Genomic DNA, 17,490 nt, shown 5'->3' with positions numbered 1-17,490 from the left:
TTGGCTGTCTTGCGGACCGTGTGAAATCAGAAGTGAGTGTTTACGCGACGACGGGCGGGGCGCGGGTGCGGGCGCCGGGGAAGAAGGTTGGCCGGGCATGGCCCTGGCGCGCAGAGGGTGTGGTGAAGGTATTGATGGGCGGGATGACGAAGTTGGCGAAAGACACGCCACCGGTCAGCGCCGGGCAATTGAACAGCAGGCTGCAATAGCCACACTTTTCCCACAGCACATGGTGCCCCGGGGCCGGCGGGCAATGCTCGGCGGTGGCTTGCGTGGCATGGTCGGCATGCTCCATCGCCGACATGTCCATGCTCATACCCGTAGGCATGCTCATCGACATGGCGCGCGAATCCATCGGCATCGACTGAGAAATCAGCGGACCGATAAAGATCATCAGCATGGCGAACAGGCTGATCCAGCTGCCACGTGTCAGGCTCAATGCCTGATTGCGTGACCCGGATGACCTGGCGCTAAGCGGGCGCATGGGCGTATTCAGCGCGGGTGGTTATTGCGCGTGCTTGTGTTCTTGCATGGCGTCCGGCGCCTGCTTCTGCACCGCGACTTCGACCGTCACGTCACCGGACTTCTCGAAGTGCAGCGTCATGGGGAAGCGCTTGCCGTCAGTGAGCAGGCTGCGGTCCTTGAGGCCCAGCAACATCACGTGATAGGCCATGGGTGCGAAAGTGACCTCGCCACCGGCGGGCACTTCCACGCTCGGTACGTGCTGCATTTTCATCATGTCGCCTTGCATCACGTGCTCATGCAATTGCGCTTCGCCCGCAATGGGGGTGTCGACGCTGAGCAGGCGGTCGGCGGTCTTGCCTTGATTGTTGATCACGAAATACGCCGCAACGGTGGGTGCATTGGGCGGCAACTCCTGGGACCACGGATGAGCGATTTCCAGTGTGCCGACCTTGTATTCGTGGGCATTGGCAAAGCAGGCAGGCAGCAGCAACGCAGCCAGAACGATGAGTTTGTTCAACATGGCAATTCTCCGGAACGATTTAAAACGCAGTCAATTGCGAGAAAAAATCACACCAGAGGGGACGCGCGGGGGTTGAGACTCGGCCATTGCTGGCGCGGTGACGGGCTTTCCAGAGAGGCGGCAGGCAGGCTTCGGTTGGACTCGAAGTGCGCGAAATACAGTTGTGGCGTATGCCCCGGCAACGCCACCAATGGCGCGGAACCCGAGCAGCACCAGCAATGCTGCATGTTGGAATGATCGTCGCTTTGCGGGGCTTTGTGTTCAAGGTCGCCGATGGAAATCGCCACCATCCTGGTGCCACTGGAGCTGCAGAAGCTGCCCCACAACAACTGTTCGGCGGATGACTTCGCCGTTTGCGCCATCGCTCCGGACATCGGCATGGCGAGCATGTTGAACAGCACTGCGAAGCAGGCTATCCAGGCAATTGCGAGCCGTTGTCGGGACATGGGACAAAATCCGTTTGGGTGGGCGATCAGGCGCGGGCTATTTAGCCTGATCAGGGCCGATAAGTAAAAAGGCGGCGTGCGGTGTGGTGTCGCAGCAAAAAGATCCCAGCTCAGTGCGCACGTACCGCATGTACTTGTATTTCTACTCCAAGCGTAGCGCGAATTACGGCGAATATTGCAGCCAGGTTGTCCATACTTGGGTTGCCTTTGGCGGACAACATTCGATGGAGGCTTTTGCTGGGCTTTGCCGTTTCCTTTGCCAGTTCTTCAAAACCAACGGTGGCGTTGATGAGATCGCGCAGGATGATCCGGGCCATTTCGGGTTCGCCGTTAAGAAACAGAGTAGCAGCCTCATCCAACAGTGCCTGGGCGAACTCGGGATCACGTTGGGCACGCTCGGCAATGGTGTGTTTGTAACTTCGGGTGAGCGCCATGACGTTATCTCCGGTGCCGTTCAGTCTTTTTTCGGGATCGAAACTCGGCTATCAGTACTTTCGCTTGTTTGATGTCAGTTTTTTGTGTGGACTTGTCACCGCCACCAAAAAGGATGATCAGGTGTTTCCCTTCTTGAACGAGATAGATTCTATAGCCCGGGCCCCAATTTATCCGGTACTCGCCGAGCCCGTCGAACCACTTGATGTTTGATGTGTTTCCTAACTCAAGGCGCAGCAGTGCGGTGGATACCTTGAGCGCTGCCTGCGCATTCAAGTTGGAAAACCAGTGACTGAAGGGGCTGGTTTCGTTGTCCTGTACGTATTCTTCGAGTGTGATCACAGGCGGCCCTGACGGTAACAAATAGGTTACTTATCATGCAAGCCAATGATCCTGAGCTAATGAACGAAGACCGACAACGCGCCAACTGTTTCCTCAGGCGTCAGGAACTCCCGATCAACCCCCGGCAACACCGGCCGCTTCAAGACGATCACCGGCACCCCCCGCTCACGTGCCACTTCCAGTTTCGGTTCGGTCGCCGTGCTGCCGCTGTTCTTGCTGATCAGCACGTCGATGTTTCGCCGTTCGAACAACTCACGTTCATCGTCGATCTGGAAGGGTCCACGTGCGCCAATCACTTCGCAGCGCTCGTTGCCCGGATACACATCCAGTGCGCGCAGGGTCCAGAATTGCTCTGTAGGAATTTCGTCCAGGTGTTGCAGAGGCTCGCGACCGAGGGTGAACAGCGGTCGACGGAACGGCTTCAGGGCGTCGATCAGTCCGGCCCAATCGCTGACTTCCCGCCAGTCATCACCCGCTTGGGCTTGCCAGGCCGGACGCCGTAGCGCCCAGCAGGGAATGCCGCTCAAGCGCGCGGCGGTCGCGGCGTTCTGGCTGATCCGGGCGGCGTAGGGGTGAGTGGCGTCGAGCAGCAGATCGATACCTTCATCGCGAATGAATTGCGCCAACCCTTCGGCACCACCGTAGCCACCGACGCGAACCTGGCATTGCAGATCCGTCGGAATCCGACCGATGCCGGCCAGGCTGTAGATATGCTGCGGTCCCAGCGTGCGGGCAATGGCCATGGCTTCGGTCACGCCGCCGAGTAACAGGATGCGCTTCATTGAAAGGCTCCCGCATGGCCAACGATCCCGCCCTGGCGATCGATGGCGAAGACTTCCACCTGAACCTGCGCCGGCACCACGCTGCGGGCAAAATCCAGGGCGTGCTGACAGACTGCATCACCCAGGGCGACCCCGGCTGCGGCGGCCATGGCCAGTGCCTGCTGGCTGGTGTTGGCCTCGCGGATGTTCTGCTGCAACGCCGCATCGGCGCCGACCTGCGCCGCCCATAACGCCAGTTGCGGCAGGTCAATGCTCGAATGGCGACTGTGCAAATCCATGTGCCCGGCCGCCAGTTTGCTGATCTTGCCGAAACCACCGCACAGGCTGAGTTTATCCACAGGTACTTTGCGCAGGTGCTTGAGCACGGCGCCAACGAAGTCGCCCATTTCGATCAGGGCGATTTCCGGCAGGTTGTAGACCCGGCGCATGGTGTCTTCGCTGGCGTTGCCGGTGCAGGCGGCGATGTGCAGGTAACCGTTGGTTTTCGCCACGTCGATGCCCTGGTGGATCGAGGCGATGTAGGCCGCACAGGAAAACGGCCGGACGATACCGCTGGTGCCGAGGATCGACAGGCCACCAAGAATGCCCAGGCGTGGATTCATGGTTTTCAGTGCCAGTGCCTCGCCGTTCTCGACATTGACCGTGACCTCGAAACCGCCGCTGTAGTCGAGTTCGTCAGCCAGTCGGGCCAGGTGTTCGCTGATCATTTTGCGCGGCACCGGGTTGATCGCGGGCTCGCCGACTCCCAGCACCAGCCCGGGCCGGGTCACGGTGCCGACACCGCGACCGGCCTTGAAGCGCGTCCCCGGTTCGCTGCTCAGGCGCACCTGGGAGTAGAGCAGGGCACCGTGGGTCACGTCCGGATCGTCACCGGCATCCTTGAGGGTTCCCGATTCGGCGCCGTCCTCGGTGAGGCGGCAGAACTCCAGGCGCATCTGCACCTGTTTGCCCTTGGGCAACACGATTTCCACCGCATCGGCCGATGTGCCAGCCAGCAGCAGACGTGCGGCGGCAAGGCTGGTGGCCGTGGCGCAACTGCCGGTGGTCAGGCCGCTGCGCAGAGGGGCGGGGTGTTCGGCGGTTTCGTCACGCATCGAAGGGTTTCGTCACGTCCAGCAAGGTAATCGGCAAGGCCTGGCGCCAGGTGTCGAAGTCGCCCAGTGGTTGGGCCTGGGCGATATGAATTCGCGTCAGCTCCCCGCCGTGTTGCTCGCGCCAGGCCATCAGGGTCATTTCACTTTGCAGTGTGACTGCGTTGGCAATCAGTCGGCCACCGGGTTTGAGTTCGGCCCAGCAGGTATCGAGCACGCCCTCGCGGGTGACACCGCCGCCGATGAAAATCGCATCTGGCCGCTCCAGCCCGGTCAGTGCCTGCGGCGCGCTGCCGCGAACCAGTTGCAGGCTGGGAACGCCTAGGGCATCGCGGTTGTATTCGATCAACGCTTGTCGGCCCGCATCTGCCTCGATGGCCAGTGCGCGGCAACCGGGGTGGGCGCGCATCCATTCGATGCCGATCGAGCCACTGCCGGCGCCGACATCCCACAACAGTTCGCCGGGGGTCGGGGCCAGGCGCGCGAGGGTGATGGCGCGCACATCGCGCTTGGTCAGTTGGCCGTCGTGCTTGAAGGCGGAGTCCGGCAGGCCGGCCAGTCGCGACAGGCGTAGCGTGTCCGGCTCGGCGATGCACTCGATAGCGATCAGGTTCAGGTCGGCGATCACAGGATCGGTCCAGTCATTGGCGATACCGTCGACACGTCGCTCGGCTTCACCGCCCAAATGTTCGAGCACCGTTATCCGGCTCGGACCGAAACCACGTTCACGCAGCAGTGCGGCGATGGCGGCGGGGCTGCGGCCGTCGTTACTCAACACCAGCAAGCGCACGCCACTGGACAATTGCGCGTTGAGTGCGGCGACGGGGCGGGCAACCACTGACAACGTGACCACTTCCTGCAAAGGCCAACCCATTCGCGCCGCGGCGAGCGAGCAGGAAGAGGGAGCGGGCAGAATAAGCATTTCATCGCTGGATAAATGTCGGGAGAGACTGGCTCCCACCCCGAAAAACATTGGATCACCGCTGGCGAGGACGCAAACGGGTTCTCCCTGTTTCGCCAAAACCGGTTCAAGGGCGAAAGGACTGGGCCACAATTGCCGTACACCGCAGATGCAGGCTGGCAACAGGTCCAGTTGCCGTTGACCGCCAATGATCCGCGTAGCGTTCAGCAGAGCGTGTCGGGCATTTTTGCCAAGCCCCTTGAAGCCTTCTTCTCCAATGCCTACCACTGTCAGCCAGGGGGTCATGCTGTTCCTCTTCTATCAATCGAAGCCAAATCATCGCGCTGCCGGTCTGTGTCGACCTGTGCGGTGGTGCATCATAGCGCGGTGTGGATTGAGTTCGCCGGTTGTCAGCGGGAGAAAGCGTCATTGACGGTGATAGCGCACTATTACGGATGTATTGTTGGTACCTTTTGCAGGTCGAATCTCTTCATCCTGATTTCGCTCCGTTTGCGGTCTATGAGCGCTCTTTTGCTTTCGAGTACGTTTTTGTCAAGTTTCAGAGTGGCTCGGTGCTGAATGATCTTTGTCGTCTGTTCTTCCATGTGAAAAAATAGAAAATTGCTCCTTTTTGTAGATGTCACCAATTCGAGATTAAAAACTGCGATCTCAAGAAAACCCTTTGAATCATAGCGTGCAGGTATTACCTGAAACCGCTCTCCCAAGAGGCTTTGTTGATCCAGCGAATACAGCGCGGGCTCGTCGGTTTTCAGCGCGTCGAGCGTGTCAATCATGGCGTTCCCTTGTCGGATATCCGGCATGGCTTGAGCGCTTTGGACCAGAAACTCCGCAATGCTTTTCGAGAGGGTGTGTTGAGTGCGGGTAAAGATCGCATCCTGAAAGACGGACCAGCCAAGAAAATTCAACGTTGTGACGTATTCATGCAGCCACTTTGTCGAGTTGGCAAAGCGACTGCTGACCATGTCGGCGGACTGGGTGGCTATCTGAGTGCAATGAGTGAAGTCATCGTAATCTTGCAGCGAAAGTTGCTCGATGCATGAAATGAGATTGTGGGCGGTCAATGCTCCAGCCGGTGTTTCCGTGTTCATGTACTACTCCTTGAATATATCTATATTCCGGTGTTGTTTGTTTTGTATGTTGGGTAAAAGTACAAGAGTGGCCGTGTGGTTTGAATAAGATTGATGGGTGAAGTTGATTCTTGCTGTTTGTAAGCGAGCAACTTTATGTCTGGATCGAGAGTATTTCGTCGTCAAGCCGCTTGGGCTTTTCATCAGACCGCCCAAAGCAGGCATAATGCTGTCCTTCGTCTTGTACCGGTCGTCCTGTGAAGTCACGTCAGATACCCAACCGCTTGCGCCCTTCCGCCTGTCCCGGGTTGTTGCGTGTCGTCCAGGCATTGGACGGTGGTATTTGCCGGATCAAACTCGACGGTGGCGCCATCCGTGCGCACCAGGCAATCGCTGTGGCCGATGCCTCCGAGCGATATGCCAGCGGAGCGATCGAGGCGACCAACCGGGCCAACCTGCAGATCCGCGGCATTGGCAACGAGCAAGCGGCATTGATCGACAGCCTGCTGGCCGCCGATCTGGGGCCGCGTACGGCGGCTGGCGACGATGTGCGCAACCTGATGCTCAGCCCCGGTGCCGGGATCGATCGGCGCATGCTGTTCGACACCCGCCCGCTGGCCGGGCAGATCCTCGCCACACTGCAAAACCACGAAGCGTTCCACGACCTCAGTGCCAAGTTCGCCGTGCAGCTTGATGGCGGTGAAGACCTGACGATGCTCGAGCATCCCCATGACCTGTGGCTCTCGGCGTTTGAACAAGACGGCGAGCGACGGCTGGCGTTCGGTCTGGCGGGATGTCCGACGGACAGCCCCGCCGGTTCGGTTGCACTGGCTGACGGGCACGCGCTGGTAGTCGCGGTCCTTGAGTTGTTCCTTGAACTGGCGCGCCCCGAGCAGACGCGAATGCGCCATTTGCTGGCCGAGTACCCGATCGGGGGCATTGTGCTTCGACTGGCTGAGCGAGTGCCGCTGCAGGCCGTTATCGGTTGGCAACGGGTTTCGGGCTCCAGTGATTTGCACATGGGTGCCCATCCCCAGGCCGAGTCCGGTGTTGTCTATGTGGGAGCCGTCCCGCCGCTGGGGCGACTCGATCCGGCGATGCTGCGGGGTGTGGCACAACTGGCGCGGGAGTTCGGTGATTCCAGTCTGCGCTTCACGCCTTGGCAAAGCCTGCTGTTGCCCAATGTCTGCACGGAAAACGCCGCTGAGGTCATTCGGCAATTGCAATGTCTGGGCTTACAGTGCGAAGCCGATCTGCCATTGTCCCGGTTGATTGCCTGCACCGGCTCAAACGGCTGCGGTAAAAGCCTGGCCGAGACCAAGGGTGATGCCTTGCAACTGGCCACATTGCTGCAACGTCACGGACAAACGCCGAGTGTCCATTTGAGCGGGTGCGCGCGCTCCTGCGCCGCCGCGCATACGGCGCCCGTCACATTACTGGCCGTCGCCCACGGTCACTACGACCTCTATTTTCGCGATGCAGCGCAGCCGGGTTTCGGCGCGCTGCACGCACGCAACCTTACTATTGAAGCGGTCGCGGCCCTGCTCGACGCCCGCTCACGGAGCCCCCTTGATGCTTGATTACATCCGCGACGGTCAGGAGATCTATCGCAACTCCTTCGCGATCATTCGCGCCGAGGCCAACCTCGACCGAATCCCGGACGATCTGGAGAAACTCGCGGTCCGTGTCATTCACGCCTGCGGCATGGTCGAGGCCATCGACGGCCTGCAGTTTTCCGAAGGTGCGGGCAAGGCCGGGCGTGATGCGCTGGCGGCCGGCGCGCCGATTTTGTGCGATGCGCGGATGGTCTCCGAAGGCGTGACCCGTGCGCGGTTGCCGGCGAACAATCCGGTGATCTGCACCTTGCGCGACGAGAGTGTTCCGGAACTGGCTCGTGATTTGGGTAACACCCGCTCAGCCGCGGCGCTGGAACTGTGGCGCCCGCATCTGGAAGGCAGCGTGGTGGTCATCGGCAACGCTCCGACGGCACTGTTTTACTTGCTGGAAATGCTTGACGCCGGTGCGCCAAAACCGGCGCTGATCCTCGGTTTTCCGGTGGGCTTCGTCGGCGCCGCCGAATCCAAGGCCGCGCTGGCGGCTGACAGCCGTGGAGTGCCTTTTGTCATCATGCAGGGTCGCCTGGGCGGTAGCGCCATGGCCGCCGCCGCCGTCAATGCCCTCGCCACGGAGATCGAATGATGCAGCAACCTGGACGTTTGATCGGCCTCGGCGTCGGTCCCGGTGATCCGGAACTGATTACCGTCAAGGCCCTGCGCTTGCTGCGCGAATCCCCAGTGGTGGCGTACTTCGTGGCCAAGGGCAAGAAAGGCAACGCCTTCGGTATCATCGAGGCGCATCTGCAGGAAGCGCAGAATTTGTTGCCGCTGGTGTACCCGGTGACCACCGAAGCCTTGCCGGCACCGCTGTCCTACGAGCAAGTGATCAGCGACTTCTACGATGACGCAGCCGACGCACTGGCGACGCATCTCGATGCCGGTCGCGACGTGGCGGTGATCTGCGAGGGCGATCCGTTCTTCTACGGCTCCTACATGTACCTGCACGACCGGCTCGCCGAGCGTTATCAGGCCGAAGTCGTGCCCGGTGTGTGCTCGATGCTCGGCGGGGCCTCGGTGCTCGGTGCGCCGCTGGTGTATCGCAATCAGAGTCTGTCGGTGTTGTCCGGTGTGTTGCCGCATGACGAACTCAAGCGTCGCCTGGCCGATGCCGATGCGGCGGTGATCATGAAGCTTGGGCGCAACTTTCCCAAGGTTCGCCAAGTGCTGGAAGAACTCGGCCTGGCCGAGCGCGCGTTGTACGTCGAGCGCGCGACCATGGCCAATCAGAAGATCGTGCCGCTGGATCAGGTCGAGCCGATGTCCTCGCCGTACTTCTCGTTGATCATCGTTCCTGGTGAAAGGTGGCAAGGCTGATGACCCGTCCAGTTCCGGCGATTGTCATTCTTGGCAATGGCAGCCTCGCCACCGCGCGTAGTATTCAGCAGGTGTATCCCGACGCCCTGATCCATGGCTTGGCCGAACGGGTCGAAGGCGCGGATCGGGCCTATCAGGAGTTCGGTGCGACCCTGCGCGAACTCTATCAACAGGGCACGCCGATCATTGCCCTGTGCGCGGCCGGGATCGTGATCCGCACGCTGGCGCCCTTGTTGCTGGAAAAAGGCGCCGAACCACCGGTGTTGGCGGTAGCCGAAGACGGCAGCGCAGTGGTTCCACTGCTGGGTGGTCTTGGTGGGGTAAATGTGATGGCGCGGGAGATTGCCGCCGCGCTGGAAGTCGCGGCGGCGATCACCACCAGCGGCGAGTTGCGTTTCGGCACGTGCCTGCTCAACCCGCCCAGTGGCTATGCCCTTGGTGATCTGGAGTTGGGCAAGCGTTTCGTTTCCGATTTGCTCGCCGGCGAAACGGTGCGCATTGAGGGTGAGGCTCCGTGGCTGGCACACGTGCAGTTGCCTGAGAATGAGCAGGCGCGGCTGACCGTTCACGTCGGCCATACCGAGCGCGAGCCAGCCGCCAACGAATTGTTGATCTATCCACGCAACGTGCTGGTTGCCGTCACGGGCGAATCGAGCAATGTGTCGGGGACCATTCGCGAGGCTTTGCATCAGGCCGGAATCGCCGTGCAATCGATGGCTTGCCTGTTGGCCGCCGACACCGAAATGGCCAGCTCCGCGCTGCGCGAAGCTGCGCTTGAGCTGGGTGTGCCATTGCGTTTTGTCAGTGCTGCAGGTGCGGCCAGTGAACTGCTGCGGCATGCCATAGCGCAGCCTGTCTCCATCGTTGGTGATGACACTATTGCCATTGCGGTCGCCGAGCAGCCGCTGGACCCCTTGCAGATCGGCCGCCCTCGCGGGCGCCTGGCGGTGATTGGTCTCGGGCCGGGCGCTGCCGAATTGATGGTGCCGGCGGTGAAGGCGGAACTGGCTCGTGCCAGCGATGTTCTCGGCTACGAGACCTACGTGCGCATGGCCGGGCCGTTCCGGGCTGATCAGATCCTGCACTGCACCGATAACCGTGAAGAAATGCAGCGCGCCCGTCACGCCTTTGAACTGGCTGCCCAAGGTCGGTCGGTGGTGGTGGTGTCGTCTGGCGATCCGGGTGTCTTCGCCATGGCAGCCGCTGTGCTTGAGGCGCTTCACGAGTCTAGCGATGCCATCTGGCACAGCGTCGATCTTGAGATTTTGCCGGGTGTCTCTGCTTCGTTGGCAACGGCTGCCCAGGCCGGTGCGCCCTTGGGGCATGACTTCTGTGTGCTGTCGCTGTCGGACAACCTCAAGCCTTGGTCGATCATTGAAAAACGCCTGGATCTGGCCGCTCAAGCCGATCTCGCTCTGGCCTTTTACAACCCGATCTCACGTTCGCGGCCGTGGCAATTAGGGCGGGCGCTGGAGATTGTTGGCCAGCATCGTGAACCGGCCACTCCGGTTGTATTGGGGCGGGACATCGGCCGTCCGGGTCAGACCTTGCGGGTGACAACACTCGGTCAACTGAGTGTTGATCAGGTGGACATGCGGACCATGGTACTCATCGGCTCTTCGACAACGCGCGTGATTCCTCGCCTCGATGGCAGTACGTGGGTGTACACGCCGCGCAGCTATGGCGATAAGCTCACCCCCCTATAACAGTAAGTATTTTTTATTTATTGGATAAAACCGGATCGTCATAGGTTAATGACGGTCCGGTTGTCTTGCGTGCTTTATCTGTATGAGTTGTATGTGCTCTTAGTAAATATTGATTGAGGTACATATGTTGTATTTAGTCGCTGTTGATAGTCTGGATAGGGCAGGTTAGATTCAGGGCGCTCCCGGATGGGGCGCTTATTAATATATAAAGGAGTATTGTTTGTGGATAATTTTGAGAGTGCGGTAAGTGTTTCGCAACGCGTTGACTTTGTAAGAAAGTGTATTCAGAAGCGTAAAGTTGCCTTGGCTGGCAGGCCGCGTGTAAGGTCCTTGGCTTTGTCGATTGCATCGAGCCCTACAAAGGAGCTCAACGCGGTGGTACTTGGCAACAGTCTAGTCGGGTACGGAGACAAAATAAGTCTCGAGAACATGGCGATTATTGAAAACTTGATCACCATGTCGAAGATGGAAGCAACTTACGAGGTTTCTGATAGTAAGGATCCCAAGGCTTGGTACCATGCGTTTACAAAGTGCATGGAGGATCTTGGATGTTTCGTGCCGGATAAAGGCTATTCAAAATACAGCGCCACTTCGCTTAAGGTAACGATGGATAATGTCATGGTCGATATTATTCAGGCGGCCGTCGAAGCCGCAAAGGCTGCAATTCCAGGGGCCTCCGTGCTCAGTGCAGTGACCAGCTCTACATTGGATGCATTGAAGAAAGAGCCTGAGGCGATCAACCTGTTGAATCTTGAGTCGAAGAATGCCGAAGGCGTGCGCTTGTCCACTATTCCCTGCGAACAAATGGCAAACGGAATTATCCTGATTGCGATAGGCGCGGTTGATCATCAGGGTGGGGGTAAGGACGGCGGCTTGCTGTTTGTTGATTGGAAGACGTCCTCTCTGGATATTTTTCACGGAAAGTCGTTCATTACTTTCAATCCCGTCCATTATGCGGAAATCAAGTCGGATATCGAAGAGTATCTTGGCGTCCACCGAAAGGAAGTTCTGGTCAAGCGTTTCAGCCGGCGCAAGTGAAGGGGCAAGGCCAGAGGCTTTGTGTCTCTGGCCTTCTTGAAAATAAGGAAAGCGTATGGCGTATTCCGTATTGATAAATTCAGGCAGCGTTTTGCTGTTGTCGACGTCGTTGTCGGCTGCAGTCGGGCAGGACGCCCTTGACACTATTTTGTTTGCGCAACTCGCGGCAGAGGAAGATTTTCCAGGCGGCAGGAACCACGCTCAATGGACCGATGTATTTGTGGATACGCTGGTTGCCTGTGGTTGGAAGTTCCGCGATCAAGGGAGAACTTCGGGAATGTTCCCGGTTGCAGGTGTTACGGTTTTCTCAATACAGGACGCTGTCCATGCGGCCTTTCAATCAAGTCTGTCCGCTGAGCAGATCGTGCTAACGGCAAGTGCTTTGCGCAGGGTCGCGCAATTGCCGGAGACGTCGGTGGCAGCCGGTGTTTTCCGTGGGCAATCGATCATGACTGTCGAGACTGAATCGGCGAGCACGGCAGGTCATTACGCCGGCAACCGTCATCATCGCGTGAGAGTGCTGGCAGGCGTTGTCGAGGCTGATGGCTTCCTGACGTTGGCTTCGGTGTTTTTTGAAACGGGTCAGGCGATAGATCGCCAGTTCATCAGGCAGGATTTTGCCTTGAGTCGCGTTGTGGGAGGTGTGAGCACTTCGTTCCTTCATTCGCGGTTTTCGGTCGACGAATACAAGGCATTCAGAGAAGACACAGTGCTGTGGTTAGGGTCGCAACGACAGGCACTGTGCATCAAGGTCAGCGAGCACGCTGTGCAGTCTCCTCGTTGATTGATGCCGGTTTTCCGACACCGCTCAAGGGGGACCGAGAACAAGAACGGTGAGAGACATGACGGGCTAAGGAAGCAGGTAGCCCCTGACCCCGGTGAAGATGATCTGTGCCGCCAGTGCACACACGAACAACCCCATTAATCGGCTGACGATCTGTAACCCCTGGTCGCCGAGAATCCGTTCGATGCGGCTGGACAAGAACAGCACCACGCCCACGGTAAAACTGGCCAGGGCAATGCCGACAATGGCCGTGAGCTTGTCGTCCCAGTGCGGCTGGCTCACGCCCATCACCAGCAAGGCACCGATGGTGCCGGGGCCGACTGTCAGCGGGATGGTCAATGGAACGATGGTGACATCCTGCTGCACATTGTCGGTCTGTACCGCCGATTTGCCTTGCGCCATGCCCAGCGCCGAGATGAACAGCACACTGCCGGCACCGATACGAAAGGCGTCCACGGTAATGCCGAACACACTGAAAATCACTCGGCCGAACAAGTACAGCAGAACGCTGGAGACCAGGGTGGCGACCGCTACTTTCCAGGCCAACCGACGCTGTTCCTTGCGCGAATAACCACGGGTCAGGCTGATGAAGCAGGACAACACGAAGAATGGGCTGTAGAGCACCAGCATCTTCAGATAAACGCTGAACAACACATGGAGCATGGTGCCGGGCTCACTGGCGAGGGAAGACGAGGGGGAGTCTATCAGGGGTTGCGAAGTCTGTCGGCTCAGGACGTTGGGGTCGTCGTGCGTTTCTGCTGATCACGCTGGGCGACCCAGTGTTCGATCAGTTCGCGCAACTGCGACAGTTCCACCGGCTTGGCCATGTGTCCGTCCATGCCAGCCTGGCGCGCACGCTCTTTATGTTCGGCAAGGATATGGGCGGTCAACGCCACCACAGGTGTGCGAACCCGCTGGTTGCCGACTTCCCAGGCACGCAATTGCTGGGTGGCCGAGAAGCCGTCGAGGATCGGCATTTCGCAGTCCATCAGCACCAGGTCGTAACGCTGGGCTTTCATCGCCTGCAGGGCTTCTTCGCCGTTGCAGGCGGTATCCGGTTGCAGGTTGAGCTTGCTCAGCATGCCGCGGATCACCTTGGTCGAGATGCTGTTGTCTTCAGCCACCAGAATGCGGAAGTCGCAGGGGACCTTGACCGGCAGCATCGGGCCGATTGGCACGGGCTGGGTCGCGACGAGCCCTTTGTTGCGCTGGGTCAGTTCGTCGGCCAGAGTGGTCTTGAGGGTGTAGCCGGCAACCGGCTTGGCCAGGATGCGCTTGATCCCGGAGTTGCGCGCGATGATCTTGCTCGGTGCGTTGCTGATGCCGGTGAGCATGATCAGCAGGATGTCATGGTTCAGGCTCGGGTCTTCCTTGATCTTGGCCGCCAGTTGCATGCCGGTCATGCCGGGCATGTTCTGGTCCAGCAAGACTATATCGAAGTAATCGCGCAAATGAGCCTTGGTGCGCAGCAGGGCCAGCGCCTCCTTGCCGGAAGATGCGGCGCTGACGTTCAGGCCCCAGGCGCTGCATTGCTGCACCAGCACCTTGCGACAGGTGTCATTGTCATCCACCACCAATACCCGCGCGCCTTGCAGCGGGCCGTCGAGGTCGGAGGTCGGGTGTTCGAGGCGATCCGGGTCCAGCGGCAGGGTCAGCCACAGGGTGCTGCCCTGGTTGTTGCCGCTCTTGATTCCGAATTCCCCCTGCATCAAGCGGATCAGCTGGCGGGCTATCACCAGCCCCAGGTTGCCGCCCAACTGGGTGGCCGAAAGAAAATGCCGACTGTGCAGTTCGGCGTGCATCAGGGCGTCGCGCTCTTCGGCGTCCATGGGCTCGCCGCTGTCCTGCACGGCGATACGCAGGCGTGGTTTGGTGTTGCGCTCGTCGAGCGCCACGACGATCAGGATTTCGCCTTCATCGGTTTTTTTCAGGGCGTTTTCAAGCAGGCTCAACAGCGTCTGGCGCAAGCGTGTCGGGTCACCGCTGATCACCCGCGGCACTTGCGGCTGGATGAAGCTGATCAACTCGACGTTTTGCTGCTCGGCCTTGGCGCGGAAGATGCTCAGGCAGTCTTCGATCAGCGCGTTGAGGTCGAACTGCACGTCGTCCAGTTCAATCTGTCCGGACTCGAGTTTGGAAATGTCGAGAATTTCGTTGATCAGTGTCAGCAGTTCGTTGCCGGCGCTGTGGATCGTCTGAACATAGTCGCGTTGCTTGACCGATAGCGGTGTGCCCAGCAGCAGTTCGGTCATGCCGAGGACGCCGTTCATCGGGGTGCGGATTTCATGGCTGATTTTCGCCAGGAACTCGGCCTTGGCGTTGATCTCGGCGTTGCTGGCCGCCAGGTCACGACTGATGCTGAAGCGGTCTTCGGTGATGCGTCGCTGGCGCTCGCTCAGTGCAATGCTCATCAACAGGCCGCTGATGCAGATGAACGCCAGCAATGTGGTGATCAGGCCATGGGGTTCGATCAGGGTCAGCCCCAACAGAGCAGGCAGGATGACCAGTGTCCCGAGGTTGAACACCACCATGGCCGCCACGAAGAGGCGAGCCGGGCGATAACCTTTTTGCCAGTGATAGGCGCTGATGAACAGCATAGTCAGGCCAGCCAGGGCTACCAGGCCGTAGGTGATGAAGTTCAGTGGCAAGGTATTGACGAACAGCAGCATCAGGCTGCAGGCGGTGATCAGCACGACCTCGCCAAGCAGCAACCGGTTCAGCGGATGCGGCCCGAGCGGGGCGAAGAAACGATAGGCAAGCATCAGGCCGCAGGGGGCAGTCATTAATAATGCCAGGTAAGCCCCCGGCGTTTGCAGTGCATGCCAGTCCGGCAGCCAGGGGCCGGCGAGATTCAGCAACAACAGCAGACTGAGCATCAACAGCCCTTCGCACGTCGCCAACCAGAGGGCGCTGTGCGAGCGGGTGTAGGCGTAGCGGATGAGGTTGTGCAGGATCAGCATGGCGATGCAACCGAACAGCAGGCCATAAATCAGCGTCTGGTTCTGGTTGGCGGCCGAGATGATCGCTGACTGCAGGGTGATGTAGGGTCGTAACTGGTGGTCGGAGGCCAGTCGCAGGTATACGTCGAGGGGGGTGTCGCTTTGCGGCAGGGCCAGCATGAAGTCGCTGCTGGGCAATGGTCGCTCGGATTGGGGGTGTTCGTTGCCCGTGCTGGATTGATCGATCAGCTTATCGCCGTCCAGTACGTACATGTTGAACTGGCGCAGGTCAGGTGCGAACACGCGCAGCAACTGTTCATGTTTGCCCGGTGCAAGCCTGAATCGCAACCATAACGCGCCATCGGGTTCGGCGGCGGTAATGTGGTCGAGTTCGATAGGGCTGAATTGATTGGTGTAACGTGCGGAGCGGATGTCGCTCAGTTGCAGGTCGCCCTGTTCGTCGAGCAATACCGCCCAGCCACTGCCTTGCGCGGCCTGGGCCGGTAGCATGCAGAGCAAGGTCAGCAAAGTGACGGTCAAGCTTATGGCAATCCTGAGCCAGCGCACGGCGAAATCCCTTCGTTAGGTTGATGCCAGAATATAACGATGCGCGGCGCCGGAATAGCCAGGCAATAAACAGTGTTCATTGCCTGGCGCGGTGTTTACCTTATTCCTGATTTTCGCCACGCTCGCGGGCAATGGCGCGGTAGCCAATGTCCTTGCGATAGAAGCAGCCTTCCCAGTCAATCGAAGCCGCGAGCTTGTAGGCCTGCTGCTGTGCAGCGTCAACGCTGGCGCCCATGGCCGTTGCGCAAAGCACCCGACCGCCGGCCGTTACGACTTGACCGTCCTTGAGCGCAGTACCGGCGTGGAAGACTTTGCCTTCCAGTGCGGCGGCTGCATCCAGCCCCTTGATGGCCACGCCTTTGGCGTAGTCACCAGGATAGCCACCAGCGGCAAGCACGATGCCGACGCTCGGGCGTGGATCCCATTGCGCTTCTACTTTGTCCAGCGCCTGGGCCAGAGCAGCCTCGACCAGCAGCACCAGGCTCGACTGCAGGCGCAGCATCACCGGTTGGGTCTCAGGGTCGCCGAAGCGGCAGTTGAATTCGATGACTTTTGGGTTACCAGCCTTGTCGATCATCAGACCGGCGTACAGGAAACCAGTGTAGACGTTGCCTTCCTCGGCCATGCCGCGCACGGTCGGCCAGATCACCAGGTCCATGACGCGCTTGTGCACTTCGGCGGTGACCACTGGCGCCGGGGAGTAAGCACCCATGCCGCCGGTGTTTGGACCGGTGTCGCCGTCGCCGACGCGTTTGTGGTCCTGGCTGGTGGCCATCGGCAGGACGTTCTTGCCGTCGACCATGACGATGAAACTGGCTTCTTCGCCGTCCAGGAACTCTTCGATGACCACGCGCGAACCCGCATCACCAAAGGCATTGCCAGCCAGCATGTCGCGCACGGCGTCTTCGGCTTCGGTCAGGGTCATGGCGACGATCACGCCTTTACCGGCGGCCAGGCCATCGGCCTTGATCACGATCGGAGCGCCTTTTTCACGCAGGTAAGCCAGGGCCGGCTCGATCTCGGTGAAGTTCTGGTAATCGGCGGTCGGGATCTTGTGGCGAGCCAGGAAGTCCTTGGTGAAGGCTTTCGAGCCTTCCAGCTGCGCAGCGCCAGCGGTCGGACCGAAGCAATCCAGGCCACGGCTGCGGAACAGATCCACAACACCGGCAACCAGCGGCACTTCAGGGCCAACGATGGTCAGGGAAACGTTTTTCTCGGCAAAGTCTGCCAGTTGCTCAAGCGCCAGTACGTCGATGGCGACGTTCTCGCACTTGGCTTCGATGGCGGTACCGGCGTTGCCCGGCGCCACGAACACCTTCTGCACGCGCGGATCCTGAGCCACTTTCCAGGCCAGGGCGTGTTCACGGCCACCGCTGCCAATGATCAAAACATTCATTTCAAAAACCTCGGATGACGCAAATCTGGGAACTGTAGGAGCGAGCTTGCTCGCGATGGTGGT

General features: G+C 59.6%; 18 protein-coding genes. 6 read left to right on the top strand and 12 right to left on the bottom strand.

Features of this window, described 5'->3' with window-relative positions; genetic code table 11:
- Positions 1 to 40: 40 nt before the first annotated feature.
- From AC1RS8_RS00410 to AC1RS8_RS00370, 9 genes are all read right to left on the bottom strand, one after another.
- Entirely contained in the window at positions 41 to 484 is a 444-nt protein-coding gene (locus AC1RS8_RS00410; RefSeq protein WP_489339673.1) for a DUF2946 domain-containing protein, read from the bottom strand.
- A gap of 21 nt (positions 485 to 505) precedes the next feature.
- Entirely contained in the window at positions 506 to 985 is a 480-nt protein-coding gene (locus AC1RS8_RS00405; protein ID WP_057712179.1) for a copper chaperone PCu(A)C, read from the bottom strand.
- Positions 986 to 1,032: 47 nt separating this feature from the next.
- A complete protein-coding gene (locus tag AC1RS8_RS00400) occupies positions 1,033 to 1,431 on the bottom strand; it encodes a DUF2946 domain-containing protein (RefSeq protein ID WP_489339674.1) in 399 nt (132 codons plus the stop codon).
- A gap of 110 nt (positions 1,432 to 1,541) precedes the next feature.
- Positions 1,542 to 1,865, bottom strand: coding sequence for a helix-turn-helix domain-containing transcriptional regulator (locus AC1RS8_RS00395; protein ID WP_008016808.1), 324 nt, complete (start codon positions 1,863 to 1,865; stop codon positions 1,542 to 1,544).
- Between the two features lie 4 nt (positions 1,866 to 1,869).
- Positions 1,870 to 2,205 carry a type II toxin-antitoxin system RelE/ParE family toxin gene (locus tag AC1RS8_RS00390; protein ID WP_057712177.1) on the bottom strand — a complete coding sequence of 112 codons (336 nt, stop codon included), beginning with the start codon at positions 2,203 to 2,205 and terminating at the stop codon, positions 1,870 to 1,872.
- Between the two features lie 56 nt (positions 2,206 to 2,261).
- Entirely contained in the window at positions 2,262 to 2,987 is a 726-nt protein-coding gene (locus tag AC1RS8_RS00385; RefSeq protein WP_489339675.1) for a cobalt-precorrin-6A reductase, read from the bottom strand.
- Positions 2,984 to 4,081, bottom strand: a complete 1,098-nt coding sequence (locus AC1RS8_RS00380) for a cobalt-precorrin-5B (C(1))-methyltransferase (protein ID WP_090452902.1) — start codon at positions 4,079 to 4,081, stop codon at positions 2,984 to 2,986. The genes AC1RS8_RS00385 and AC1RS8_RS00380 overlap by 4 nt, the downstream gene beginning before the upstream one ends.
- Entirely contained in the window at positions 4,074 to 5,285 is a 1,212-nt protein-coding gene (gene cbiE / locus AC1RS8_RS00375; protein ID WP_090452904.1) for a precorrin-6y C5,15-methyltransferase (decarboxylating) subunit CbiE, read from the bottom strand. Before cbiE ends, AC1RS8_RS00380 begins: the two co-directional genes overlap by 8 nt.
- Before the next feature lie 143 nt (positions 5,286 to 5,428).
- Positions 5,429 to 6,088 (bottom strand): hypothetical protein, encoded by a 660-nt coding sequence (locus AC1RS8_RS00370; RefSeq protein WP_090452906.1) that lies wholly within the window; start codon positions 6,086 to 6,088, stop codon positions 5,429 to 5,431.
- Between the two features lie 251 nt (positions 6,089 to 6,339).
- Between AC1RS8_RS00370 and cobG the strand changes: the two genes are divergently transcribed.
- The 6 genes from cobG (at position 6,340) to AC1RS8_RS00340 (ending at position 12,525) form a co-directional block, all read left to right on the top strand.
- Positions 6,340 to 7,647, top strand: a complete 1,308-nt coding sequence (cobG, locus tag AC1RS8_RS00365; protein WP_489340597.1) for a precorrin-3B synthase — start codon at positions 6,340 to 6,342, stop codon at positions 7,645 to 7,647.
- Complete coding sequence (locus AC1RS8_RS00360) at positions 7,640 to 8,266, top strand: precorrin-8X methylmutase (protein ID WP_057712171.1); 627 nt, start codon at positions 7,640 to 7,642, stop codon at positions 8,264 to 8,266. The genes cobG and AC1RS8_RS00360 overlap by 8 nt, the downstream gene beginning before the upstream one ends.
- The gene (locus AC1RS8_RS00355; RefSeq protein WP_057716525.1) at positions 8,266 to 8,997 is read left to right on the top strand and encodes a precorrin-2 C(20)-methyltransferase; all 732 of its coding nucleotides are present in this window, start codon (positions 8,266 to 8,268) and stop codon (positions 8,995 to 8,997) included. Before AC1RS8_RS00360 ends, AC1RS8_RS00355 begins: the two co-directional genes overlap by 1 nt.
- Positions 8,997 to 10,703, top strand: a complete 1,707-nt coding sequence (gene cobJ / locus AC1RS8_RS00350) for a precorrin-3B C(17)-methyltransferase (protein WP_489339676.1) — start codon at positions 8,997 to 8,999, stop codon at positions 10,701 to 10,703. Before AC1RS8_RS00355 ends, cobJ begins: the two co-directional genes overlap by 1 nt.
- A gap of 222 nt (positions 10,704 to 10,925) precedes the next feature.
- Positions 10,926 to 11,741 (top strand): hypothetical protein, encoded by an 816-nt coding sequence (locus AC1RS8_RS00345; protein WP_489339677.1) that lies wholly within the window; start codon positions 10,926 to 10,928, stop codon positions 11,739 to 11,741.
- A gap of 55 nt (positions 11,742 to 11,796) precedes the next feature.
- Positions 11,797 to 12,525 (top strand): hypothetical protein, encoded by a 729-nt coding sequence (locus tag AC1RS8_RS00340; RefSeq protein ID WP_489339678.1) that lies wholly within the window; start codon positions 11,797 to 11,799, stop codon positions 12,523 to 12,525.
- Positions 12,526 to 12,591: 66 nt separating this feature from the next.
- Here AC1RS8_RS00340 and AC1RS8_RS00335 read toward each other — a convergent pair whose 3' ends face one another.
- The 3 genes from AC1RS8_RS00335 to purD all read right to left on the bottom strand — a co-directional run bounded on the left by AC1RS8_RS00335 (position 12,592) and on the right by purD (position 17,427).
- The gene (locus tag AC1RS8_RS00335) at positions 12,592 to 13,188 is read right to left on the bottom strand and encodes a MarC family protein (RefSeq protein WP_057712167.1); all 597 of its coding nucleotides are present in this window, start codon (positions 13,186 to 13,188) and stop codon (positions 12,592 to 12,594) included.
- Between the two features lie 65 nt (positions 13,189 to 13,253).
- On the bottom strand, positions 13,254 to 16,031 hold the full coding sequence (locus AC1RS8_RS00330) for a hybrid sensor histidine kinase/response regulator (RefSeq protein WP_489339679.1): 2,778 nt from the start codon (positions 16,029 to 16,031) through the stop codon (positions 13,254 to 13,256).
- Between the two features lie 100 nt (positions 16,032 to 16,131).
- Positions 16,132 to 17,427: a phosphoribosylamine--glycine ligase gene (gene purD, locus AC1RS8_RS00325; protein WP_489339680.1), complete on the bottom strand. Its 1,296-nt coding sequence runs from the start codon at positions 17,425 to 17,427 to the stop codon at positions 16,132 to 16,134.
- Positions 17,428 to 17,490 lie beyond the last annotated feature (63 nt).

The organism is Pseudomonas sp. GW821-FHT12A04, assembly GCF_058807755.1.
The sequence above is the reverse complement of the archived record's forward strand: the minus strand, read 5'-3'. Positions and strand labels throughout refer to the sequence as shown.

Excerpts from the sequence above, each read along its gene's own strand:
- cobJ (WP_489339676.1), top strand. The coding sequence starts at position 8,997 with ATGACCCGTCCAGTTCCGGCGATTGTCATTCTTGGCAATGGCAGCCTC.
- AC1RS8_RS00395 (WP_008016808.1), bottom strand. The coding sequence starts at position 1,865 with ATGGCGCTCACCCGAAGTTACAAACACACCATTGCCGAGCGTGCCCAA.
- AC1RS8_RS00335 (WP_057712167.1), bottom strand. The coding sequence starts at position 13,188 with ATGCTCCATGTGTTGTTCAGCGTTTATCTGAAGATGCTGGTGCTCTAC.
- AC1RS8_RS00355 (WP_057716525.1), top strand. The coding sequence starts at position 8,266 with ATGCAGCAACCTGGACGTTTGATCGGCCTCGGCGTCGGTCCCGGTGAT.
- AC1RS8_RS00360 (WP_057712171.1), top strand. The coding sequence starts at position 7,640 with ATGCTTGATTACATCCGCGACGGTCAGGAGATCTATCGCAACTCCTTC.
- AC1RS8_RS00380 (WP_090452902.1), bottom strand. The coding sequence starts at position 4,081 with ATGCGTGACGAAACCGCCGAACACCCCGCCCCTCTGCGCAGCGGCCTG.
- AC1RS8_RS00400 (WP_489339674.1), bottom strand. The coding sequence starts at position 1,431 with ATGTCCCGACAACGGCTCGCAATTGCCTGGATAGCCTGCTTCGCAGTG.
- purD (WP_489339680.1), bottom strand. The coding sequence starts at position 17,427 with ATGAATGTTTTGATCATTGGCAGCGGTGGCCGTGAACACGCCCTGGCC.
- AC1RS8_RS00340 (WP_489339678.1), top strand. The coding sequence starts at position 11,797 with ATGGCGTATTCCGTATTGATAAATTCAGGCAGCGTTTTGCTGTTGTCG.
- AC1RS8_RS00370 (WP_090452906.1), bottom strand. The coding sequence starts at position 6,088 with ATGAACACGGAAACACCGGCTGGAGCATTGACCGCCCACAATCTCATT.
- AC1RS8_RS00405 (WP_057712179.1), bottom strand. The coding sequence starts at position 985 with ATGTTGAACAAACTCATCGTTCTGGCTGCGTTGCTGCTGCCTGCCTGC.
- cbiE (WP_090452904.1), bottom strand. The coding sequence starts at position 5,285 with ATGACCCCCTGGCTGACAGTGGTAGGCATTGGAGAAGAAGGCTTCAAG.
- AC1RS8_RS00410 (WP_489339673.1), bottom strand. The coding sequence starts at position 484 with ATGCGCCCGCTTAGCGCCAGGTCATCCGGGTCACGCAATCAGGCATTG.
- AC1RS8_RS00385 (WP_489339675.1), bottom strand. The coding sequence starts at position 2,987 with ATGAAGCGCATCCTGTTACTCGGCGGCGTGACCGAAGCCATGGCCATT.